Consider the following 20,816-nt stretch of genomic DNA (forward strand, 5'->3'; position numbering starts at 1 on the left):
CAATGCCCCTCTACCTTTGCAACGCAATCGGGGAAACGCCCCGGGTATTGCAACCCTGGTTCGGTAGTTCAGTTGGTTAGAATGCCGCCCTGTCACGGCGGAGGTCGCGGGTTCGAGTCCCGTCCGAACCGCATCAAGCGCCCCGCAGCACCTGCTGCGGGGCGCTTTGCGTTTGTGCCCCGTGCAACTGAGCTAGGTTCGGTGGCTAGTTCTAGGCCGGGCTAGAATGTTCGGTGCCTCAAGTATTGTCTCCTGTCGGAGGTGTGGGTTGGCTTTGGGAAACGTTCAGCAACCGCTTACCCACTGGGTAGGGTGACTAAACAGGAAAGAGCACCACCTGAAGATGCTTTGTGCAGCTAGCTACGAATAATTTTGCTGTTTTTTAGGCAACAGCCCCACTGCTTCTCAGATACTTGGGGTTTAAATCGGCCTTCGCAGGGCCTGAGACGGTAAAAAATATTTGCAGTGTAAATTCAGCCTACTACCTTTGCAACGCAATCGGGGAAACGCCCCGGGTATTGCAACCCTGGTTCGGTAGTTCAGTTGGTTAGAATGCCGCCCTGTCACGGCGGAGGTCGCGGGTTCGAGTCCCGTCCGAACCGCATCAAGCGCCCCGCAGCACCTGCTGCGGGGCGCTTTGCGTTTGTGCCCCGTGCAACTGAGCTAGGTTTGTTCTTGCGGAAGAGGCTCGCATAGTTGATGGCTTAGTTACGGGTGGCAGCGCGTGTAGCTACTTCAACCAACACGCCACTGAGTAGGGCTTGGCAGCTAGGCACGAAAAAAGCCCCAGCCCGAAGGCCGAGGCTTGCACCATTATTCACCAAGTGCATTAGCTGCACAGCGACAAAGGTAGCGGGGCATTGGGTAGGGCGCCATCACATAAATGGGTGAGTTGGTGCACCATTAGGCCACTGGAATTAGGCGCTCTTGCCGGGCAGGTAGCCTGCCTCCATGCTTATGGAAGAACGATTGAATGGCCCTTTCCAGCCATTGTTGCTCATTCAGATTCAAGCCAGTGGAGTGTCCGCGCTTGGCCGCAGGAAGCGAAATGTAGAGCTTGGCACCGTCCCGGGCGGGCTGAGTGTACACGTACATGGCGGTTTGAAGGGCCAGCGCACTAGTCCATCGTTCAAAACCGAGCGCAAGTAAGTAAGAGTCATCCATGGGAAATGTAGCCCGGGTGCAGTTGTTCTTAAACCGGTAAAGTAACGCAGCGTACGCCGGCTGAGGTATCACATGATGATGTGATGCAGGGCTACCACCCACGCCAGGTTGTAACTAAAATTGTCGGTGCCCTGCAGCCTGGCTGGTTTGTGGGCAGATGCGGGCGTTTGCGCATCTTGCGACCATGAATGTATACACCCTCGATACCGGCCTGTTCAAGCTCGATGGCGGCGCTATGTTCGGCGTTGTGCCCAAATCCTTATGGAGCCGGCAGTACCCGGCCGACGATAACAACATGTGCACCTGGGCTATGCGCTGCCTGCTGGTGCAGGACGGCAACCGCCTGTTGCTCGTCGATAACGGCATCGGCAACAAACAGGACGAAAAATTCCGGGGGCATTTCTATCTGCACGGCGAAGGTTCTCTAGAAAGCTCGCTGCGCCAGCTGGGCTTTACTGCAGCCGATATTACCGATGTGCTGCTGACGCACCTGCACTTCGACCACTGTGGCGGCTCAGTGGAGCGCACCGCCGACGGCAAGCTGGAGCTGGCTTTCCCGAATGCTACTTATTGGTCGAACGAGGCGCACTGGCAGTGGGCCGTGCAGCCCAACGCCCGCGAAAAGGCATCTTTTTTAAAGGAAAACATCCTGCCCATTCAGGAAAGCGGCCACCTGCGCTTTATCGACCCCGCGCAGGGAGTACCCGCCGAACTGCCCATGTTGCGCGACATCGTATTCGCCGATGGTCATACCGAAAAAATGATGGTGCCGGTGCTTAACTATAAAGGTCGCCAGCTGGCGTTTATGGCCGATTTGCTGCCCTCCACGGCGCACTTGCCCATGCCTTGGGTGATGAGCTACGACGTGCGCCCGCTCCAGACGCTGGCGGAAAAAGAAACCGTGCTGCAACGGGCTGCCGACGAACAGTGGGTGCTGGTGCTGGAGCACGATGCCCACACCGAGGCCTGCACCGTACAAATGACTGACCGCGGCGTGCGCTTGGCGGAGTCGCTGAAAGTGGCCGACTTATAAAGCTTCAAACGTACCGTGACAAACCGAAAAATAGGCCTGGCAATGTCGGGTGGTGCGGCGCGCGGTATTGCGCACCTGGGTACCCTGCAAGCACTTTACGAGCTGCAATTGCCCATTGGCGCCATGTCAGGCGTGAGTTCGGGAGGGGTGGCGGCAGTGTTTTATGCGGCCGGCATCCCGCCGCGTGAGGTGCTGCGCCTGCTTTCCGATACCCGTTTTCTGCGGCTGGTGCGGCCGGCTTACAAGCGCGGCTTGCTCAGCCTAGCCCTGCTGGAACGGCTGTTTGCTGCCCACTTGCCTGGGAACCAAACCTTTGCTGACCTCAGCATTCCCGTCACGCTATCGGCCACGGACCTGGCTGCCGGCAAAACGGTATTTTTCAGCGAAGGCCCGCTGGTGCCTCCGCTGTTGGCCACTGGGGCGGTGCCGGTGCTCTGCCAACCTATCGAGTACCAAGGGCGCGTATTGGTCGATGGCGGCTTATTAAACAACCTGCCCATTGAGCCACTGCTGGACCAGCCCGACCTGGCGCTGGTAGGTGCGCACACCAACGTCGTGAATACCGAAGCACCGCTGACGTCTATCAGGCATGTGGCAGAGCGCACGTTTATGCTTGCCATCGGCACTAACACAGCCCCGCGGCTCAAGCAGTGCGAACTGGTACTGCAGCCGCCAGAGTTGCGCCGCTTCCGCGTCACAGATCTACGCCACGCGGCTGAGCTCTATGCTATCGGCTATGAGTATACCCTGAGTCGAGCGGCCGATTTGGAAGCCTTGCTGGCTTAGTCCGGAATCCAATGCGGATTTTGGCTAGCTTTGACGGCTTTTTTACGGTTTTCTTACCCGCTCCAGTATGAACGGCTTTTGGCTGGCGTTTTCTAAGTTTTGGTTTAAGTTGGTCGGCTGGCGGCTGGCCTCGAGCGTTCCGGCCGACATCCGGCAGGCCATGATGATTGCCGCGCCGCACACCAGCAACTGGGACTTTATGCACGCCCGCGCCGCTTTCTTCCTGATGCGCCGCAACGTACGCTTCACGGTAAAAAAGGAGTGGACCGAAATTCCGGTGCTCGGCAAGCTGATGATGAGCCTCGGCGCCTTGCCCATCGACCGTAGCAAAAACAACAGCATGGTGGATGCCATGGCTGATCTGTTTAAAAAATACCCTGATCTGATCATTCTCATCACGCCGGAAGGTACCCGCAAATACCAGCCGCGCTGGCGCCGGGGCTACTACTTCGCAGCTCAGGCAGCCAATGTGCCCATTTTGCTGGGTTACCTCGACTACGCCAAAAAGGAAGCCGGCGTAGGCCCGGCGGTATATCCTACCGGCAATTACGAGGAGGACGAAGAGACGATTAAAGCCTTCTACCGCACCAAAAAAGGCAAGTTCCCGGAAAAAGGGATTCGCTAGCCTTGGCTGATGCAGGCCTGAAACGCTTGGTGAAACTCCGCAAGATTCGGGTTGAGCATGGCAGATTCGGCGGTTAGATTTGTACAGCTTCTAACCTGCCCACCCTATGTCAGCCGTCGTCTCCTGCCCTGATTACCAGCGTATCACCCAGGCCATTCGGTTTCTGGAAGACAACTTCCGTCGGCAGCCTAGCTTGGAGGAAATAGCCGAAGCCGTTCACCTGAGCCCGTTCCATTTCCAGCGGCTATTCAGCGAGTGGGCGGGCATCAGCCCTAAGCGCTTTGTGCAGTACCTCACGGCCGACTTTTTGAAGGCGCGGCTGGCCGAGGCCGGAAACCTAAGCCAAGTAGCCGAGGAGGCAGGCCTGTCGGCGCCCTCGCGCCTTCACGACTTATTTGTGACGCTCGAAGCCGTGACCCCGCAGGAGTTTCGGACTGGCGGTGCGGGCCTTCGGATTCGCTACGGCGTGCACCCGACGCCCTTTGGCCCGGCCTTATTAGCTGCCACTGAGCGGGGCGTATGCGGCCTGCACTTGCTGGCTCCAGACCAACCTGATGCCGCAACAGCGCTGTCGGCTTTGCAACGGGCTTGGCCACAGGCCGAACTGGTGCCGGATCAGCAGTGGACAGCTCCGTTACTGGCGCGGGCGTTTGCGCCGCAGGCCGGCCAGCCGCTACACCTGCTGGTGCGCGGCACCAATTTTCAGGTGAAAGTATGGGAAGCTTTGTTGCGCGTACCCAGCGGGCAACTGGTGAGCTACCAGCACGTGGCGCAGGCCATTGGGCAGCCCAGAGCGTTGCAGGCCGTTGGTTCGGCAGTAGGGGCCAACCCGGTAGCGGTGCTGATTCCTTGCCACCGCGTGATTCGAAAAGAAGGCGCGCTGGGAGAGTACCGCTGGGGCTCGACCACCAAGAAGGCCCTGATCGGTTGGGAAATGGCCCAAACTGAGCTGCAAGCCGCCCAACTTGCGTAGATTGGGCAGCGGCCCGTACTCCGCCGCTGACTTTCAATCTGCCCGCCCCATGCCCGAAAAGCTTCAAACCCTACTGCTGATCCTGTTCGGCCTGATTTTCTTCGTGGTGCGTATGTGGCGCAAGGCGCAGGAGACCATGCGCCGCGACGCGCAGGAGCGGAAGTTGCCCAGCCCCGATGCGCGCCCGATAAGTACCAAACCGGTGCGGCCGCCCGGTGCCCCAACGTTTGAGGACCTGATTCGTCAGATGCAGGAGCAGAACCAGCGCGGGCAGAACCCGGCACCGCCCGTGGCCCGTCCGGCGCAGGCTGAACCAGTAGCGCGGCGCGCGGAACGGCCCACGGTTTCGCAGCCACGCACGTTGGAGGCGCCGCAGCCACAGGCACGCAGCCTAGAAGAAAAAGCGCTTACTCGCCCGGCCCGAAGTCTGGAAGCACCCGTGCGGGAGGTGCGCCGGGCAGCGGCCATGCCCAGAGCAACTGCAGTACTTAACAACGAAGATTACTGGAGCCGGCCAGCCCAGCCGGTGCCTCCTACGCCTTCGGGCGCGGATGTGGCGGCAAAACTGCGTAACCCGGCCGATTTGCGTGCAGCATTTATCTTGGCCGAGGTGCTGCAGCGGCGCCACGACTACTGACATTGTCAGCGCGTAGGTGGTTTGAGCCAACAAGCCGGAGCTATTCCTGCGTCAGCGCGTAGGCCAGCAGATTGGCGCCCATGCGGAGCGCGGCTTCGTGCTTTTCGATGGGGTCCTTGTAAATTTCTGGGTCTTCCCAGCCGTTCCCAAGATCGCATTCATAAGTGTAAAAGCACACCAAGCGGCCTTTGTAGATGATGCCAAAGCCTTGAGGGCGTTTGCCATCGTGCTCGTGAATTTTTGGTAAGCCCTTTGGGAACGGAAACTTCTGGTGGTAGATGGGGTGGGTGAAAGGTAGCTCGACAAAGTCCAGCTCGGGAAATACTTTTTTCATCTCCGGACGGATGTACTTGTCCAGCCCGTAGTTATCGTCGATGTGCAGGAAGCCGCCACCGGTAAGGTAGCGGCGCAGATTTTTGGCTTCGGCGTCAGTGAAGGTGACATTGCCATGGCCGGTCATGTGCACAAAGGGATACTGCAGCAATTCGGCTGAGCCGGTTTCCACCACGGCTTCTTCCGGGGCGATATTAGTCTTCAGGGCTTGGTTGCAGAAGCGGATGAGGTTGGGTAGGGAGGTCTTGTTGCCGTACCAGTCGCCACCGCCGCCGTACTGCAGGCGCGCAATCTGGAAGCTATAAGGTGCCGCCGGACGGGCTGCCGTAATGGGCAGGAACAACATCAGCAGGCACAACAGGCGCAGGATTACTTTCATAGAGTACTAATCAAAAAAGGTCGCGGATGGGCGCCGCTCCGCAAATCAAGCTCGGGTGGTTTACACCTCCCAGCATACGCTAACGACAAACTTAGCGCTGCACTAATTCCCGGGCCACATGCACCGTATGGCAAGCCGCCAGGGCGGCGGTTTCGGTGCGCAGCCGCGTCTGGCCCAGCGCTACGGGCCGAACGCCCCGGCCAAGTGCCAGCTCGATTTCGTCCGGGGTAAAGTCACCTTCCGGACCGATGAGGATGCAGCAGCCAGCGCCGGCCGCCGCCACTTGAGCCAGTTCCGTTCGCGCGCCTTCGGCCAGGTGGGCAATAAACGCATTTTCGGGCGCCAGCGTCCGGACAAAAGCCGCGAATTCGGTCAGTTCATCCAACTGCGGCAGCCAAGCCTGCCCCGATTGCTTCAAGGCACTGACAGCAATACGCTCCAGCCGGTCCAGCTTCAGGTCGCGGCGCTCGGAGCGGGCGCAGCGCAGGAAGCTCAGCCGGTCGATGCCGATTTCGGTGGCCTTCTCCACCAGCCACTCCATGCGGTCCAGGTTTTTGGTGGGCGCTACGGCCACGTGCACGAAATACGGACGTCGCGGCACCTGCTGCTCCTGCACTATGCGGAGCTGGCACCGCTTGGGGTTATCGCCGGCTACCTCGGCCTGGAATACGCCACCCCGGCCGTTGATCAGCTCCACGGCCTCGCCCTGGCGCAAGCGCAGCACGCGGATGGCATGCTTGCTTTCGTCTTCGGGTAGGGTGTAGGTGAGGCCGGCGAGGTCGGGAGCGTAGAAGGTGTGAGGCATGAAGGCAAAGGTAGATTCTCAGTAGGCTAGGTATATAAACATTACTGCCAGATGGCAAAGCCCCCGCCTGAATGCGCGACCAGCAACCGTCCTCCTTCGTTGACAGGTACCCCGTTGCTGAGCTGCCATGGCTCAACCGTTTGCGAGGCTGATGAGGTGCCAGTAACCGTTAAAATTTGATTATTAGCGAACTGTATAACTAAATCAGCTTCAGCAGAGCATCGTACTTCCACTACTTGCAGTCAGTTAATCTGATGCATAAAAAGAAGTAAAAGCTCTTCAACAGACAAACCTGCAGGTTTTTGATAAGGCTCTAACGTCAAGTGCGTATCCAAGCTTAGCCAAGGGTCTTCGCCTTCGTCCGTTCTGAATTGAATGAAGGGAATCTGGTGCCAAATGCCATAGCTTTCAACACAGCTGTTGAGCAAAACCGATCGGCAGAACTCGTTCGCAACTGCGGTTATTTCATCCGGCAGATCAGGTTCAACTTGTGACATATTTGATTCAGCAGCGAGAACAACGCGAAGACCGGAACTGTAACCCTGAGCACAAGGAACCATCCCGGTCTTCGAAAACTAAAAAAACATTCAGTAGCTTACTTCAGCGCCTTATTCAGCACCTCGGCCAGCCGGACGCCGCCCTGTTGCATGCGCAACTGCACCGTTTTGATGTTGGCGGCATAGTACGCGTCGGATAACTCACTGCCGGCCTGGGCTTCGGCGTACAGCTTCTCGCTGAGCTGGTACGACTCGAACAGCCACTGCTCGATGCTGGAGCGGCGCCACTGCTTGGCGTCACGGCGCTCGGGGCGGCCGTAGGCGGTAGCCATCTGGTCGGGCGTCTGGCCTTGCTGCCGAATCATTTCGCTGTCCCACACGCGGTGCAGGTTGGAGTCGTGGTCCTGGTAGCGCAGCTTGATGTCGTTTCCGCCCTTGTCCTCAGCCCGGCTGATGTGCATGGGCTGGTGCACGTCGCCGACGATGTGCACCACGAACTTCAGCGCCTCTAGGCGTTTTTCGCGGGGCTGCTGCCTGTCGGCGAGCAGGCGCAGGTTGTCGTTGAGAGCCTGGTAGGCGTTTTGCTCGGTTTTAGCCTTGAGCTGCTGGGTGTAAGCTGCGTAATCGAGGCCGAGGGGCTGGTTGACGAAGTGCCAGGGGGCCGTGTGTTTGTACTCAGGGGAGTTACGGACTTCGTCGGCCCAAGTAGATACATCGGCTAGGTTGGTGTTGCCGAGCAACTGACGGATTTCCCGCTTGGCTTTGCGCGAGAGGCGCTGTTCGGCAATCAGCCCGACGGTGCGGTGCCCTTCGCCGCCCCAGGCCCACAGGTGTAGCGGCGCAATAAGTAAGAGGGCGAAAAAGGAAAGGAGCAAGGAGCGCATGGGAATGGCAGCTAGGACGGGGCGGAAAGGTGCGGCTGCGCTAAGCAGCCGCTAATGGAGTTGCAAAACACGCGCTTTTCTGGCACCCGTTGCACGCAAATGCCAGCGTGAGCGTGCGGAAAGAAGCTTCTGGCTGAGAATCAGCGGTTCCGAAGGTGGAATTTTTGAATCACAAACTGACTGGAGCCGTACGAAAAAGGATACCGCATTATTAAACCCACATCTAATGGCACTCAAACTAAAAAAACTGAGCGAGCAAGTTATTGTCATCACCGGGGCTTCGTCGGGTATCGGGCTGGTGACGGCCCGTATGGCGGCCAAAAAGGGCGCTAAGCTGGTGCTGGTGGCCCGCAGCGAAGAAGCACTGCGGCACCTCGTCGACGAAATCACCCAAAGCGGGGGCCAGGCAACGTACTTGGCCATTGACGTAAGCCAACCAAATGCGGCGCAAGCCATTGCGCAAAAGGCGCAGGCCTCGTTCGGCGGCTTCGACACTTGGATCAACAATGCCGGCGTGAGCATCTACGGTAAGGTGGAGGAAGTGCCTATAAACGACATGCGTCAGCTGTTTGAGGTTAATTTTTGGGGCTTGGTCAACGGTTCCTTGGAAGCTGCAAAGCACCTCAAAGCGCGGGGTGGGGCCATTATCAACGTGGGCAGCATCTTGTCTGACGTTACGGCCATTTTGCAAACCATCTACTCGGCCAGCAAGCACGCCGTGAAAGGCTTTACAGACGGCTTGCGCATGGAGCTGGAGATGGATGAGGCTCCTATTTCGGTGACGCTCATTCAGCCCGCCGCTATCGACACGCCATATCCTGTGCATGCCAAGAACTATATGGAGCGCGAAGCCAAACACGCTCCACCTGCCTACGCCCCCGAAACGGTAGCCAAAGCCATCCTGCACGCTTGCGCCACGCCCGAGCGCAGCGTTGTGGTGGGAGGTGGTGGCCGCGCCTTTATCGGTATGCAGCGCTGGACGCCTGAACTCTACGATAAATTCATGGAGACGTCCTTTGTCCATCAGGAAAAAGCCGATTCCCCGCCGCGGCCCATCAAGCAGAATGCGCTCGACCGTCCCATGGGCGAGCTGCAGGAGCGGGGCAATTACCCCGGCCATACCCGCGAAACCAGCTACTACACCGAGGCCGTCACCAGCAAGAGCCCGGTGCTCAAAACCGCATTGGCGGTAGGCGCTGGCCTGGCGCTGGCTACTTGGCTAAGCAAAACGCGTCAGCGCAACAATACCTACGCGCCCCACAGCTACGACGCTAATGGCCAAGGGGAAGCTGGCACTGCGCCGTGGCAAGATGATGCGGCCAAGCGGCAAGATCCCATTACCACCGCCGGCTATGACCACCGCTACTCTCAAACCCGCCGCGACGACCTGCCATAAGCTCGTCAGCGCGCCACGAAAGGGCGGCTCCCGATCCGGGAGCCGCCCTTTCGTGCTTTAGGAGCATGAAGAAGCAGCGTTCATGCATGTTGCGTTAGAGACACTTGGGTGACTTCTGAATATGCCCGGGCAGGGGCGTTTTCCAACAGGTGCTTCAGCCGGCGCATGTACCGCCCCATCATCCAGCTGCTGTACCAGCGCAGAAACCATAGCGGCGGCGCAAAACCCAAGGCCCGTTGCACCACGAGCTGCTCAAACTGCAAGCTGTAGGTAAATTCCGTGAGTTGTGGGCCAAGCGAGCGGAAGGAGCGCTCTACATCTGTCCAGGTTGAGCTAGCGGCTACGGCAGTGCAGCGCATGTAGTGGTCGGGCTCGTAGGCCACGTACCCCAAGTGGGTAAGTGCGTGGGGAAATTTAGCCGATAAATAAGCGTCTTCTACCGCAATGGTTCCTACTGCCGGACTCGGGGTATCGAGTTCGGTATGATTTATTTCCGCGCGCCATCGGGCATCGTTACGTAGGTCGGCCCCAAAGGCAAATGCCTCGGCAATGGGTGTCCGAATAATGATGCGCCGCTTGACGGTGACAATCGGACTAGTAGGAAAAGCTGGCTGCATGGCGGTAAGTACACATCGGGAAAGGGAAGGGAGCCGGCAGAAAAGGCGCCAGAACTATCTATGATGCTGACAAAGGTGGTTGACGAGTGCTGTAGCATCAACCGCACAATGATGTGACAGCCGTCAGAAGCACCTGGCGCACTGAGTCTGGATTTACTGCACCAGCATCGTTGAAAACCCGCACCATAAACCTAAGACTATACTGAACCCTTCGGTAGCATCCCCATTATATGCTATACCTGATCTTGGCAAGGGGCTATACCTTCAGGCATTGCTAATTGCTTGACAGTAAACTCAAAGCCATGTCAGACAAAAAAATCATTGTCGTGTTTGGGGCTACCGGCGCCCAGGGCGGCGGCCTTGCCCGCGCCATTCTACATGACCCCAACAGTGAATTTACCGTGCGGGCCGTCACGCGCAACCCAAACTCCGAGAAGGCGCAGGCCCTGGCTCAGATGGGTGCCGAGATGGTAGCCGCCGATATCGATGATCCGCAAAGTATGCAGCTGGCTTTGGCGGGCGCTTACGGAGCCTTCTTCTTGACGTTTTTCTGGGAGCATTTCTCGCCCGAGCGCGAAGACGAAGAAGTACGGAACATGGCAGCGGCCGCAAAAGAAGCCGGTTTGCAGCATGTTATCTGGTCGACGCTGGAAGACTCCCGCCAATGGGTGCCGCTTAGTGACGACCGCATGCCCACCCTCATGGGCAAGTACAAAGTCCCGCATACCGATGCCAAAGGCGAAGCCAACCGCTACTTTACCGAAGCCGGCGTGCCCACCACCTTCCTGCTGACCTCCTTTTATTGGGAGAACCTGATTTACTTCGGGCTGGGCCCGAAACCTGGGCCGGACGGCTCCTTGGCCATTACCTTCCCTTTCGGCGACAAGAAGCTATCAAGCATAGCCGCGGAAGACATCGGCAAGTGCGCCTACGGCATTTTTAAAAAGGGAGCAGCCATGATTGGCAAAACGGTAGGCATTGCCGGTGAACAGCTTTCCTTTCAACAAATGGCCGATTCGCTTACCAAAGCATTGGGCAAATCTGTGAGCTACAACGAAGTAACACCGGATGCCTATCGTAGCTTTGGTTTTCCGGGCGCCGAAGATCTGGGCAACATGTTCCAGTTTCAGCGCGATTTCGCCGAAGTGTGCCTGCAGTCGCGTGATGTTCAACTCTCCAAAGAGCTAAATCCTTCGCTGCAATCCTTTGACGCTTGGCTCACCAAGAATGCCCAATTGCTGCCCTTGCAATGAATGCTGGTGACGGCCGGGTGTTCTTCGCATTAGAAGCATCCGGCCAGTACTTTTTTCTTAAGGAGCCGAGCTTGCTGCACCAGCCAAGGAGCGTCACAGCTATATTAGTTGATTAATTACTGACGAATTATGATCGAGCAAGAACGTCTGGACAAACTTCGGCGTTGGGCGGCCGACCCCAACGCCTACGCTACCCTCCAGCCTAAGCTACATTACTATGATCATCCGCACGGTTACCTGACGTATCGGCGGGCGCTGGCGGGTAATGTCGTGCTCGGTGACCCCATTGCCGACCCTGCCAAAGTGGGAGAGGTGCTGGCCGATTTTCTCAAAGCGCATCCCAACAGCGTTTTTGGGTACCTGAGCGAGGCAGGCGCTACCGCGTTGGCCCGGGTGCCCCGGCGGCGCATGCGGTTCGTACGCATTGGGGTAGAGCGTTGCATCGACCTGACCGATCAGTCCTCGTTCTCCCCAGCTATTCAGGGCGCTTTGAAGAAGGCGCGTAAAGCCAAGCTGGAACTGCTGGAGCGGAATTTGTCGCAGACGGGGGCCGAAGAATTAACTCAGTTGCAGCAGATCAACGAGCAATTCATCAGTCTTTCTCCCTCCAAAAAGGAAATAGGATTCATCTCGCGCGCCATGAAGTTTGCGCAGGAGCCCGATGTACGCTTTTTCTCCATCCTGGCAGGGCCGGAAAGCAAGCCCATTGGCTTTCTGGTGCTTGACCCTTGGTACGAAGGCGGTAAGCTAAAAGGCTACCAACTCCACCAGTTCCGGCTGGGGCCTACCAAAATTTGGGGCGTGTTTCTTTCCGTCGTGGCCATGCTGGTGGAATTGCTTCGGGCCGAAGGGCACTCGTGCCTGTCCTTGGGCGGCTGCATCGGCTTTGCCGGCACCGATGCCCAACCGCTGCCCGCCTCCCGCGTGTACGACTACTGCCGCGACACCACCTTCCGCCTGATAGACCGGTTTCACCCGCTCACCAACCTGTCGCGAAACAAGTTTGAGTTTGCTGGTACTGATATGTACCGCTACCTGGCTGCCCCACACCGACTACCGCTGGTGCCGCTAGTCAGGCTGGCCCGCGCCAATAATATTCTTTGACTCTAGGCTATAAAAAAGGCCCCGCCGGCATGCCGGCGGGGCCTTTTTGCTTCTTATGTTGGGCTCTTAAGCGTTGGCCACAGCCTCTACTTTCGGAGCGCCAGCCATGATTTCTTCGCTAGCGAAATCGGCAAACTTCTGGAAGTTGGCTACGAATTTCTCCGCTAGCGAAGCGGCCGTCTTGTCGTAAGCCTCTTTGTCCTCCCAGGTATTGCGCGGGTCGAGGATTTCGTTGGGCACGTTCGGCACCGATGCCGGAACTTCCACGCCGAAGATGGGGTGCTTCACAAACTCTACGTCGTTTAGCTCGCCATTCAGGGCAGCCGTAATCATAGCGCGGGTGTAGCTGAGCTTCATGCGCGAGCCCACGCCGTACGAACCACCAGTCCAGCCCGTATTGATCAGCCACACATTTACGTCAGAGTGCTCTTCCATTTTCTGGCCCAGCATCTCGGCGTACTTGGTGGGGTGCAGGGGCAGGAACACTTGGCCGAAGCATGCCGAGAACGTAGTCTGCGGCTCCGTTACGCCCATTTCCGTACCGGCCACCTTGGCGGTGTAGCCCGACATAAAGTGGTACATGGCGTGCGACTTATCCAGCTTGCTGATGGGCGGAATCACGCCGAAGGCGTCGGCCGTCAGGAAGAAGATGTTTTTCGGAACGCCAGCCACCGAAGGCTCGATAGCGTTGTTGATGTAGTTGATGGGGTAGGCGGTGCGGGTGTTTTCCGTTACCGACTTATTGGCGTAATCCACGGTGTGCGTGCCGGGGATGAAGCGCGTGTTTTCTACGATCGAGCCGAACTTAATGGCATCCCAGATTTCGGGCTCCTTCTCGCGGCTCAGGTCGATAACCTTGGCGTAGCAGCCACCTTCGAAGTTGAAGATGCCGTCTTCGCCCGGCATCCAGCCGTGCTCATCGTCGCCGATCAGGCCACGGTTCGGGTCAGCCGACAGAGTCGTTTTGCCCGTGCCCGACAGGCCAAAGAAGATGGCCGTGTCGCCGTCCTTGCCCACGTTGGCCGAGCAGTGCATCGACAGCGTGTTTTTCTCGTGCGGCAGCAGGTAATTCAGCACCCCGAAGATGCCCTTCTTCATTTCGCCGGCATAGCCCGTGCCCCCAATCAGAATCATCTTCTTGGTAAAGTTCAGGATGGCAAAGTTGCTCTGGCGGGTACCGTCTACGGCGGGGTCAGCCTCGAAGCCGGGGGCGCAGATAATGGAGAAGTCGGGTGTCCAGCTGGTGTCAGCGCCTGCTTCGGGGCGCAGGAACATGTTGTAGCAGAACAGGTTGTGCCAGGCCATTTCGTTCACCACGCGCAGCTTCAGCTGGTAATCGGGGTGGGCGCCGGCGTAGGCGTCACGTACGTAGATCTTCTTGTCGGCCAGGTAGGCCACCATTTTCTCGTGCAGCTGATCGAATTTCTGCGCGTCAAACGGAATGTTGATGTCGCCCCACCAAACGGAGTCGGCGGTATTTTCGTCCTTCACAACGAAACGGTCCTTGGGCGAGCGGCCAGTGAACTTGCCCGTGTCGGCCATCAGCGCGCCCGTATCGGTCAGCGTGCCTTCACCGTTTTTGAGCGCCTCTTCTACTAGTTCAGCAGGCGTCAGGTTCAGGCACACCTCTTTGGCTTGGCTGATGCCTAGCGGTTTGAGACGGTTCATTGCGGCGGTGGAAGCAGAGGTTTCCATCATAAACGCAGAGAAAATGGGTAAGAAAAAGGTGGGAATGGGAGAATGTTGAGACAAAAATAGGCGAAAATCCGAACCGCCGGCTCTAGGCAGCCAGATTCGCATGAGGGTCTCGGGGCGGGCGCATTTACGCCAGGAGGCCCTATTCAGTTGGGAAAATTTGTTAGATTTACCCGTAAGCCCCCAGCTGTATATAGCTGCTGCCGGGCTTTTTTGTTTCTTCCACCATTCCTCACCAATCTTTATCCCCCACGCACTCATGCAAGTAGCAACTGCTCAGGCGCCGCCGACCCCGACGAGCACCAAGCACCCGCCCGGCCTGTATCTGCTGTTTTTCACCGAAATGTGGGAACGGTTCAGCTACTACGGCATGCGCGGTTTGCTGGTACTGTACCTCACCAAAACGGCCGTTCAAGGCGGTTTGGGCATTCCTAGTGCCAGCGCCACGCTCATTTATGGCTACTTCACGGGCTTTGTGTACTTCACGCCCATCATCGGCGGTTACATCGCCGACAAGTTCATTGGTCAGCGCCGAGCTATTCTTATTGGTGGCATCACCATGGCTATTGCCCAGCTTTGCCTGTTTATGCAGCCGGGCTTATCCACCGAAGCGGCTGTTTTTGGCATGCCTTGGCCTACAGCGCTAGGTCTGCTGTTGCTAATCATCGGCAATGGCTTCTTTAAACCGAATATTTCGACCATCGTTGGTAAGCTTTACCAGCAGGGCGACCCGAAGCGCGATGCTGCCTTTACAATCTTCTACATGGGCATCAACGTGGGCGCATTCTTCGCTCCGCTGGTGTGCGGCTACCTTGCCGAAGACCTGTTTGCTACTAAAGATGCTGCCGGCGCCATCACCAGCTACGGCTTCCGCTACGGCTTCTTGGCTGCCGGTATCGGCATGATCCTAGGTCAGTTGGCCTTTAACCTGCTCGGTAAGAAACTGCTCGGCGACGTGGGGCTGTACCCCGAAGGCCAAGGTGCCGACAACAAGAAAGTTGAAAAAGTCCCGCTGACGAAGGAAGAAACCGACCGTATGGCCGTGATTTTCATCATCACGATTTTCGTGGTGTTCTTCTGGGCCGGCTTCGAGCAGGCCGGTTCGTCGCTCACCTTGTATACTGATAGCTACATCGACCGCGAAGTATTTGGCTGGACTATCCCAACTTCGTGGTTCCAGTCGGTAAACCCGCTGTTTATCGTGGCTTTTGCGCCGGTTACGGCTGGCATTTGGTTGAGCCTGGGTCGCAAGGGCAAGGACCTCAGCATTCCCGTTAAAATGGGCCTAGGCATGATCTTGCTGGGTGCGGGCTTCCTGTTCATGGTAGGCGCTGTAATGCAGCGTGGTGGCGACGTACAAGACACCACCATCAAAGCCAGCATCCTATGGCTACTTGCTACCTATTTCTTCCACACCATCGGCGAGCTGTGTTTGTCGCCCATCGGCCTCTCGATGGTGTCGCGTCTGTCGCCGGTGGCCCTCACGTCTATGCTCATGGGCGTGTGGTTTTTGGCGCCTTTCGTGGCCCAGATTGCCGGTGGCTACATCGCCGCTTACGTGGAAGAATTGGGTGCCTTGAAGGTATTCGGTCTGATTGCCGGCTTTGTAATCCTGGCTGGTCTCGTGCTGATTGCCATTTCCAAGAAGCTGTTCCACATGATGCACGGCCGCGGCTAAGCATCGATAGCACTAACAACGAAACAGCCCCGCCGGATGTATCCGGCGGGGCTGTTTCGTTGAAAGCACCTGGAGAGTGCCAGGGCCTACTGTTTCTCGGCCAGCATGCTCAGCAGCAGCGGCAAGCTGTGCAACACTGAGCCAAAGAAGAAGCCAGCCGTTAGTACATGCACCATACGGTGGCGAATGCGCAGAAAAATGAACTGCTCAATCAACCGGCCGAGCCAGAACAGAATCATGCTAACTAGTAGAAAACGCCCGATTCCGGGTGTCGTCAGCGCGGTCGGGAAAAAGAAGCACAGCGCGGCAAAGACCAGAAACACGTACATCAGCCGCAGGTTCAGGATCTGCATGATGCCCCGGTTGACCGGTTTGATCTTTTGCAGTTGCTTTCGCCAACCAAACAAGCGCCAGAACATGGCGTGGAAAACGAAAAACAGCAAATTGTAGGCACCGCAGGCGTAGAGAAGTAGCTCAGACATAGCTGTGGACTGGTAATGTCTTTACGCAAGCAAGCTAATACTGAGACACCTTAGCGGTGCTGCCCTGAGCAGTATTTCAGGGCCACAACAAAAAGCCCCGCCGGACCAAGTCCAGCGGGGCTTTTCTTACCAGAGCGGTTAGCTCAGGCGGGCTGATTACATCATGCCGCCCATGCCACCCATGCCGCCCATGCCAGCAGCGCCGGCACCGGCTTTCTCTTCTTCGGCTTCTTCCGAAATCACGCATTCAGTCGTAAGCAGCAGGCCGGCGATAGAGGCCGCGTTTTCGAGGGCCAGACGGGTTACCTTGGTCGGGTCGATGATTCCAGCGGCCATCAGGTTCTCGTAACGGTCTTCGCGGGCGTTGTAACCGAAGTCACCTTTGCCGTCACGCACTTTCTGTACCACTACCGAGCCTTCGCCACCAGCGTTGGCCACGATGGTGCGCAGGGGAGCTTCCAGCGCCGTGCGGATGATGTTTACGCCGGTACGCTCGTCACTGTTGATGGTGTCAACGGCTTCCAACGAATCCAAGGCGCGTACGAGGGCTACGCCACCGCCGGGTACCACACCTTCCTCAACGGCGGCGCGGGTAGCGTGCAGGGCATCGTCTACGCGGTCTTTCTTCTCTTTCATCTCTACTTCAGTCGAAGCACCGATGTAGAGGATAGCTACGCCGCCCGACAGCTTGGCCAGACGCTCCTGTAGCTTCTCCTTGTCGTAGTCCGACGTGGTGGTTTCGATCTGAGCTTTGATCTGACCTACGCGAGCCTGAATTTCTTCTTTGCCGCCGCGACCATTTACGATGGTCGTGTTGTCCTTGTCAACGATGATCTTCTCAGCTTGGCCGAGGTAGTCGAGGGTAGCGTTGTCCAGCTTGTAGCCGCGCTCTTCGCTGATAACAGTGCCGCCCGTCAGAGCTGCAATGTCTTCCAGCATAGCCTTGCGACGGTCGCCGAAGCCCGGAGCCTTTACGGCAGCAATCTTCAGCGAGCCGCGCAGCTTGTTTACTACCAGCGTAGCCAGGGCCTCGCCGTCTACGTCTTCAGCAATGATGAGCAGGGGCTTGCCCGTCTGCACCACTTGCTCCAGCACGGGCAGGAGCTCCTTCATGGTGCTTACTTTCTTGTCGTAGATCAGGATGAAAGGCGAGTCGAGCTCCACTTCCATTTTCTCCGCGTTGGTCACGAAGTAAGGGGAGAGGTAGCCGCGGTCGAACTGCATGCCTTCTACCGTTTTAACTTCGGTTTCGGTGCCGCGAGCTTCCTCTACGGTGATGACGCCTTCTTTGCCCACTTTGTCCATGGCATCGGCAATCATCTGGCCGATTTCCGCGTCGTTGTTGGCCGAAATGGTGCCTACTTGGGCAATTTCCGACGAGTTTTCAATCTTCTTCGACTGAGCCTTCAGGTTGGCCACTACGGCGTGTACTGCCTTGTCGATGCCACGCTTCAGGTCCATTGGGTTGGCACCAGCAGCCACGTTCTTCAGGCCGGCGCGGTAGATGGCCTGGGCCAGTACAGTAGCGGTAGTGGTGCCGTCGCCGGCTTGGTCAGCGGTTTTGGAAGCTACTTCCTTTACCAGCTGAGCGCCCATGTTTTCAACCGGGTCTTTCAGCTCAATTTCTTTGGCTACCGTCACACCGTCTTTGGTGATGGTGGGCGCGCCGAATTTCTTGTCGATAACCACGTTGCGGCCTTTCGGGCCCAGGGTCACCTTTACGGCGTTAGCCAGTTTATCTACGCCGGCCACCAGCTTGTTGCGGCCTTCGATGTCGAATTGAACGATTTTAGCTGCCATAGGGCTGTGCTACGATGTTTGGTCTGAGGTAAAACTTACAGAATGGCGAAGATGTCCGACTCCTTCATGATGAGGTAGTCCTGACCGTCGACGGTAATTTCGGTGCCGGCATACTTGCCGTACAGCACCTGGTCGCCTACCGATACCTGCGGCTTAACTAGCGTGCCATTTTCGGTTTTGCCAGCGCCTACGGCTACCACTTCACCACGCTGCGGCTTCTCTTTGGCCGTGTCGGGGATGATGATGCCAGATTTGGTTTTTTCTTCGGCAGCGGCCGGTGCGATAATCACGCGGTCGGCCAGCGGTTTGATGCTAATAGCCATCTGCTGGTTTGGGTTTGAACGGTATGATGACAAAAAAGGAAAAGCGACTTAAGAAGAGTCGGCAGCCCGTGGGCACTTCTTGTGCCAGCCTAGGCAAGAGTGCCAAAAACTGACAGAATGAACGCCTCTAGGAACTTTTTGCCGGATAAATGGCACCGCTCCCTGACAGAGTTGGCAGAGTGATGGCAGACTCAGTGGCCGCAAGTATAGAAAACTAAACCCTCGAAAAAGCCACCGGCGGCTTTTCGCTAGTGCGAAAAGCCGCCGGTGGTAAGGCCGTTCCGAACAGGATTATTACTGGCCCTGGGCCGGAGCGGGCTGCTGAGCAGGAGCTGCTGGGGCGGGCGTTTGCTGGGCTGGAGCCGTAGCGGGTGCCGCAGTGCCGGCTCCACCAGGAGCGGGTGCACCTGGCGTAGTGATGGGCGCGGCGGGCAAACGCGTCTCCAAAGCTTTTTGCTGGTTTACGCTGCGCATCGGACCGGCGCTTTCACCGCTCAGCACTACGTGCGAGCCGAGCGACAACACGATCAAGGCAATAGCAAAGCCCCAGGTCAGGCGCTCCAGTAGGTCGCCGGTGCGTTTTACGCCCATGAGCTGAGCGGTACCGCCGGCCGAGAAGCCGCCGGCCAATCCGCCGCCCTTCGAGTTTTGAGCCAGCACCACAAGGGCTAGCAGGAGGCATACGAAGAGGGCAAGGACAATAATAGCGGTGTACATCTACTCCGTCTGTTGGTTCAGTAAGTCAATTTGAGCGGCAAAATACGCCTTTTTTTCCGGTTGGCGCTGCATTAGCTGCTCGTAAATTTCAATTGCCCGAGCCTTTTTGCCCTGTTTTACCATGATTTTGGCAAGACTTTCGGAGGCCAGACTAGGTGGTGCGCTGGTGCTGCGCACCGACAAATCGGTCTGTGGAGCTTCAGGCGCTACAGCCCGTGACGCCGCATTTTTGATCCGGGGCTGGGCCCGCAGAAACTTGTCGATCAGGGCGATAGAGGTGGGCGGGGGAGGCGTTGCCGGTTTGTGGTCGACGATATGGCGCAGCATTACGGCATCCGGATGCCACAAACTGGCTACGGGCAAGTTGTGCGTCAGTGGTGCTTCGCGCTGGGTCAGGCAATAGCCCAAGCGGCTGCCTGCCGATAGTGCGTAAGCCAGGTGTTCGTCGGCTTGAAATGGCGGAATAGAGTCCAACGCATTTTCGGCTTGATCATCATTGAGGCCCGGTAGCTGGTATACTGGAGAAGGAATCCGGGCTTCGGCCAAGCCAAACTCGAAACGGGAGCTACCAGCTTCTACCGGCGGACGGATGGGCGGAGCGACGGCCGGCAGTTCCTCCGCAGCATAAGCAACTTCTTCTGCTGCGACCAGCGCAACGGGAGCAACCGGTTCTTCGGCGGCGATGGGCTCCGATACCAACTCTGCCTGCGGAGCAGTGCCAGTTGCTGTATCGGCTTCTACTGTCTCTGGCAGTAGCTCTCCAACTGCATCGTTGTCCGCTTGCTCTGCTGTAACTACGTCTACTTCCGATACTTCCGAAGTCGGAGCCTCTGCAGCTGTTTCGGCAAGCTCACTTTCTTCCTCCGACGGAATATGCGTTGTGGAGCGGAATGCTTCGCCATTATCTGATTCAATGTCAGCTTCATCGGGAAACGCGTCGTCCACTGCTGATTCCTCAGCATAAGTGCCTACCGGGGCTTCCTCTATCGTCGGATGGTCTGCGAAGGCCGGGTCAGTCTCTGAAGAGGAAGCTGCATCTTCCGCTAGCTCGTCGGGCAGTTCCGAAACCAACGGCTCATCGGCAGGTGCCGTGGGCGCCTCGTGGTTGGGCTCGGGCTGCTCTGCTGCGGCCACATCGGCTTCTGATTGGGTATCGCCGATAACAGATTCAGCCGCATCAACGGTTGAATTATCAAGCGGAGCGGGCTCGATAACCTCCGCTGGGTCTGTAAGGAAATCAGAACCCGCCGCAGGAGCTACAGGCTCTTCCTGGGGAAAGGCTAGCGCCGATGGCACCGCAGTGCCGGCCTCAAAAGTAATTGCCGAGGCGGCAACCGGCACGGGCATTTCGATCAGGCGGCGCAGTAATTCGCGGTCAGCAGCGTAGGTGGCGGCGCGGCGCAGGCGCTGGCTGGCGAGCATGCTGCCGCGGTCGTGTGCTGCTTTGGCGAGCAGCAAGTGCGCCGTTTGACAGTAGGGGAATGCCGCCGCGAGCTGCTCCAATTCCCGGACTTCGGCCTCCGAAATGCCGGTCACGTGGTCCAGGATATTAAGCAGCGAAGCGCGGGTCATCGGCGAAAAAACAGGAGTGGGAAGCGAACTGACTGAGAACCAAAGTTATCGAAGATCAGTGGC

21 protein-coding genes and 2 tRNA genes are annotated in these 20,816 nt (G+C 57.7%); 11 read left to right on the forward strand and 12 right to left on the reverse strand.

Features of this window, described 5'->3' with window-relative positions; genetic code table 11:
* The first annotated feature begins 57 nt into the window (after positions 1-57).
* Positions 58-131, forward strand: a tRNA-Asp gene (locus AC5FXY_RS09930).
* A gap of 397 nt (positions 132-528) precedes the next feature.
* Positions 529-602 (forward strand) — tRNA-Asp (locus tag AC5FXY_RS09935).
* A 301-nt stretch (positions 603-903) separates the two neighbouring features.
* Here AC5FXY_RS09935 and AC5FXY_RS09940 read toward each other — a convergent pair.
* Entirely contained in the window at positions 904-1,164 is a 261-nt protein-coding gene (locus AC5FXY_RS09940) for a hypothetical protein (protein ID WP_493556514.1), read from the reverse strand.
* Between the two features lie 184 nt (positions 1,165-1,348).
* Between AC5FXY_RS09940 and AC5FXY_RS09945 the strand changes: the two genes are divergently transcribed.
* From AC5FXY_RS09945 to AC5FXY_RS09965, 5 genes are all read left to right on the forward strand, one after another.
* Positions 1,349-2,197, forward strand: coding sequence for an MBL fold metallo-hydrolase (locus AC5FXY_RS09945; RefSeq protein WP_493556515.1), 849 nt, complete (start codon positions 1,349-1,351; stop codon positions 2,195-2,197).
* Between the two features lie 15 nt (positions 2,198-2,212).
* On the forward strand, positions 2,213-2,983 hold the full coding sequence (locus AC5FXY_RS09950; RefSeq protein ID WP_493556516.1) for a patatin-like phospholipase family protein: 771 nt from the start codon (positions 2,213-2,215) through the stop codon (positions 2,981-2,983).
* Between the two features lie 67 nt (positions 2,984-3,050).
* Positions 3,051-3,608, forward strand: coding sequence for a 1-acyl-sn-glycerol-3-phosphate acyltransferase (locus AC5FXY_RS09955; protein WP_493556517.1), 558 nt, complete (start codon positions 3,051-3,053; stop codon positions 3,606-3,608).
* 106 nt (positions 3,609-3,714) lie between these two features.
* Positions 3,715-4,581 carry a bifunctional transcriptional activator/DNA repair enzyme AdaA gene (locus tag AC5FXY_RS09960; RefSeq protein WP_493556518.1) on the forward strand — a complete coding sequence of 289 codons (867 nt, stop codon included), beginning with the start codon at positions 3,715-3,717 and terminating at the stop codon, positions 4,579-4,581.
* Between the two features lie 49 nt (positions 4,582-4,630).
* Positions 4,631-5,218 (forward strand): hypothetical protein, encoded by a 588-nt coding sequence (locus AC5FXY_RS09965; RefSeq protein ID WP_493556519.1) that lies wholly within the window; start codon positions 4,631-4,633, stop codon positions 5,216-5,218.
* A gap of 40 nt (positions 5,219-5,258) precedes the next feature.
* Here the strand turns inward: AC5FXY_RS09965 and AC5FXY_RS09970 are convergent, their stop codons facing one another.
* The 4 genes from AC5FXY_RS09970 to AC5FXY_RS09985 form a co-directional block, all read right to left on the reverse strand.
* The gene (locus tag AC5FXY_RS09970) at positions 5,259-5,930 is read right to left on the reverse strand and encodes a DUF4159 domain-containing protein (RefSeq protein WP_493556520.1); all 672 of its coding nucleotides are present in this window, start codon (positions 5,928-5,930) and stop codon (positions 5,259-5,261) included.
* Positions 5,931-6,021: 91 nt separating this feature from the next.
* Positions 6,022-6,735, reverse strand: a complete 714-nt coding sequence (locus tag AC5FXY_RS09975; RefSeq protein WP_493556521.1) for a 16S rRNA (uracil(1498)-N(3))-methyltransferase — start codon at positions 6,733-6,735, stop codon at positions 6,022-6,024.
* Positions 6,736-6,977: 242 nt separating this feature from the next.
* Positions 6,978-7,232, reverse strand: coding sequence for a hypothetical protein (locus tag AC5FXY_RS09980; protein ID WP_493556522.1), 255 nt, complete (start codon positions 7,230-7,232; stop codon positions 6,978-6,980).
* A 98-nt stretch (positions 7,233-7,330) separates the two neighbouring features.
* Positions 7,331-8,116 carry a S1/P1 nuclease gene (locus tag AC5FXY_RS09985; protein ID WP_493556523.1) on the reverse strand — a complete coding sequence of 262 codons (786 nt, stop codon included), beginning with the start codon at positions 8,114-8,116 and terminating at the stop codon, positions 7,331-7,333.
* Between the two features lie 226 nt (positions 8,117-8,342).
* Between AC5FXY_RS09985 and AC5FXY_RS09990 the strand changes: the two genes are divergently transcribed.
* Positions 8,343-9,512, forward strand: coding sequence for an SDR family oxidoreductase (locus tag AC5FXY_RS09990; protein WP_493556524.1), 1,170 nt, complete (start codon positions 8,343-8,345; stop codon positions 9,510-9,512).
* Between the two features lie 80 nt (positions 9,513-9,592).
* Here AC5FXY_RS09990 and AC5FXY_RS09995 read toward each other — a convergent pair whose 3' ends face one another.
* Entirely contained in the window at positions 9,593-10,129 is a 537-nt protein-coding gene (locus tag AC5FXY_RS09995) for an SRPBCC family protein (protein ID WP_493556525.1), read from the reverse strand.
* 302 nt (positions 10,130-10,431) lie between these two features.
* Here AC5FXY_RS09995 and AC5FXY_RS10000 point away from each other — a divergent pair, with 302 nt between their 5' ends.
* Both AC5FXY_RS10000 and AC5FXY_RS10005 read left to right on the forward strand, forming a co-directional pair.
* Complete coding sequence (locus AC5FXY_RS10000; RefSeq protein ID WP_493556526.1) at positions 10,432-11,382, forward strand: NmrA/HSCARG family protein; 951 nt, start codon at positions 10,432-10,434, stop codon at positions 11,380-11,382.
* 129 nt (positions 11,383-11,511) lie between these two features.
* On the forward strand, positions 11,512-12,486 hold the full coding sequence (locus AC5FXY_RS10005; protein WP_493556527.1) for a phosphatidylglycerol lysyltransferase domain-containing protein: 975 nt from the start codon (positions 11,512-11,514) through the stop codon (positions 12,484-12,486).
* A 66-nt stretch (positions 12,487-12,552) separates the two neighbouring features.
* On the opposite strand, the gene pckA is transcribed toward AC5FXY_RS10005, so the two are convergent.
* Entirely contained in the window at positions 12,553-14,154 is a 1,602-nt protein-coding gene (gene pckA / locus AC5FXY_RS10010) for a phosphoenolpyruvate carboxykinase (ATP) (protein ID WP_493556528.1), read from the reverse strand.
* 286 nt (positions 14,155-14,440) lie between these two features.
* Here pckA and AC5FXY_RS10015 point away from each other — a divergent pair, with 286 nt between their 5' ends.
* Positions 14,441-15,859, forward strand: a complete 1,419-nt coding sequence (locus AC5FXY_RS10015) for a peptide MFS transporter (RefSeq protein WP_493556529.1) — start codon at positions 14,441-14,443, stop codon at positions 15,857-15,859.
* Positions 15,860-15,945: 86 nt separating this feature from the next.
* On the opposite strand, the gene AC5FXY_RS10020 is transcribed toward AC5FXY_RS10015, so the two are convergent.
* The 5 genes from AC5FXY_RS10020 to AC5FXY_RS10040 form a co-directional block, all read right to left on the reverse strand.
* Positions 15,946-16,341, reverse strand: a complete 396-nt coding sequence (locus tag AC5FXY_RS10020) for a hypothetical protein (RefSeq protein ID WP_493556530.1) — start codon at positions 16,339-16,341, stop codon at positions 15,946-15,948.
* Positions 16,342-16,497: 156 nt separating this feature from the next.
* On the reverse strand, positions 16,498-18,141 hold the full coding sequence (gene groL / locus AC5FXY_RS10025) for a chaperonin GroEL (RefSeq protein WP_493556531.1): 1,644 nt from the start codon (positions 18,139-18,141) through the stop codon (positions 16,498-16,500).
* Between the two features lie 35 nt (positions 18,142-18,176).
* Entirely contained in the window at positions 18,177-18,464 is a 288-nt protein-coding gene (gene groES / locus AC5FXY_RS10030; protein WP_493556532.1) for a co-chaperone GroES, read from the reverse strand.
* 294 nt (positions 18,465-18,758) lie between these two features.
* Complete coding sequence (gene secG, locus AC5FXY_RS10035) at positions 18,759-19,181, reverse strand: preprotein translocase subunit SecG (protein WP_493556533.1); 423 nt, start codon at positions 19,179-19,181, stop codon at positions 18,759-18,761.
* Positions 19,182-20,753 (reverse strand): DUF8458 domain-containing protein, encoded by a 1,572-nt coding sequence (locus tag AC5FXY_RS10040; protein ID WP_493556534.1) that lies wholly within the window; start codon positions 20,751-20,753, stop codon positions 19,182-19,184.
* Positions 20,754-20,816: the final 63 nt, after the last annotated feature.

It is taken from the genome of Hymenobacter sp. FMD4 (genome assembly GCF_058932745.1).

Coding starts and splice junctions, on each gene's coding strand:
- AC5FXY_RS09940 (WP_493556514.1), bottom strand. CDS start 1,164: ATGGATGACTCTTACTTACTTGCGCTCGGTTTTGAACGATGGACTAGT.
- AC5FXY_RS09945 (WP_493556515.1), top strand. CDS start 1,349: ATGAATGTATACACCCTCGATACCGGCCTGTTCAAGCTCGATGGCGGC.
- AC5FXY_RS09955 (WP_493556517.1), top strand. CDS start 3,051: ATGAACGGCTTTTGGCTGGCGTTTTCTAAGTTTTGGTTTAAGTTGGTC.
- AC5FXY_RS09960 (WP_493556518.1), top strand. CDS start 3,715: ATGTCAGCCGTCGTCTCCTGCCCTGATTACCAGCGTATCACCCAGGCC.
- AC5FXY_RS09965 (WP_493556519.1), top strand. CDS start 4,631: ATGCCCGAAAAGCTTCAAACCCTACTGCTGATCCTGTTCGGCCTGATT.
- AC5FXY_RS09970 (WP_493556520.1), bottom strand. CDS start 5,930: ATGAAAGTAATCCTGCGCCTGTTGTGCCTGCTGATGTTGTTCCTGCCC.
- AC5FXY_RS09975 (WP_493556521.1), bottom strand. CDS start 6,735: ATGCCTCACACCTTCTACGCTCCCGACCTCGCCGGCCTCACCTACACC.
- AC5FXY_RS09980 (WP_493556522.1), bottom strand. CDS start 7,232: ATGTCACAAGTTGAACCTGATCTGCCGGATGAAATAACCGCAGTTGCG.
- AC5FXY_RS09985 (WP_493556523.1), bottom strand. CDS start 8,116: ATGCGCTCCTTGCTCCTTTCCTTTTTCGCCCTCTTACTTATTGCGCCG.
- AC5FXY_RS09990 (WP_493556524.1), top strand. CDS start 8,343: ATGGCACTCAAACTAAAAAAACTGAGCGAGCAAGTTATTGTCATCACC.
- AC5FXY_RS09995 (WP_493556525.1), bottom strand. CDS start 10,129: ATGCAGCCAGCTTTTCCTACTAGTCCGATTGTCACCGTCAAGCGGCGC.
- AC5FXY_RS10000 (WP_493556526.1), top strand. CDS start 10,432: ATGTCAGACAAAAAAATCATTGTCGTGTTTGGGGCTACCGGCGCCCAG.
- AC5FXY_RS10005 (WP_493556527.1), top strand. CDS start 11,512: ATGATCGAGCAAGAACGTCTGGACAAACTTCGGCGTTGGGCGGCCGAC.
- pckA (WP_493556528.1), bottom strand. CDS start 14,154: ATGAACCGTCTCAAACCGCTAGGCATCAGCCAAGCCAAAGAGGTGTGC.
- AC5FXY_RS10015 (WP_493556529.1), top strand. CDS start 14,441: ATGCAAGTAGCAACTGCTCAGGCGCCGCCGACCCCGACGAGCACCAAG.
- AC5FXY_RS10020 (WP_493556530.1), bottom strand. CDS start 16,341: ATGTCTGAGCTACTTCTCTACGCCTGCGGTGCCTACAATTTGCTGTTT.
- groL (WP_493556531.1), bottom strand. CDS start 18,141: ATGGCAGCTAAAATCGTTCAATTCGACATCGAAGGCCGCAACAAGCTG.
- groES (WP_493556532.1), bottom strand. CDS start 18,464: ATGGCTATTAGCATCAAACCGCTGGCCGACCGCGTGATTATCGCACCG.
- secG (WP_493556533.1), bottom strand. CDS start 19,181: ATGTACACCGCTATTATTGTCCTTGCCCTCTTCGTATGCCTCCTGCTA.
- AC5FXY_RS10040 (WP_493556534.1), bottom strand. CDS start 20,753: ATGACCCGCGCTTCGCTGCTTAATATCCTGGACCACGTGACCGGCATT.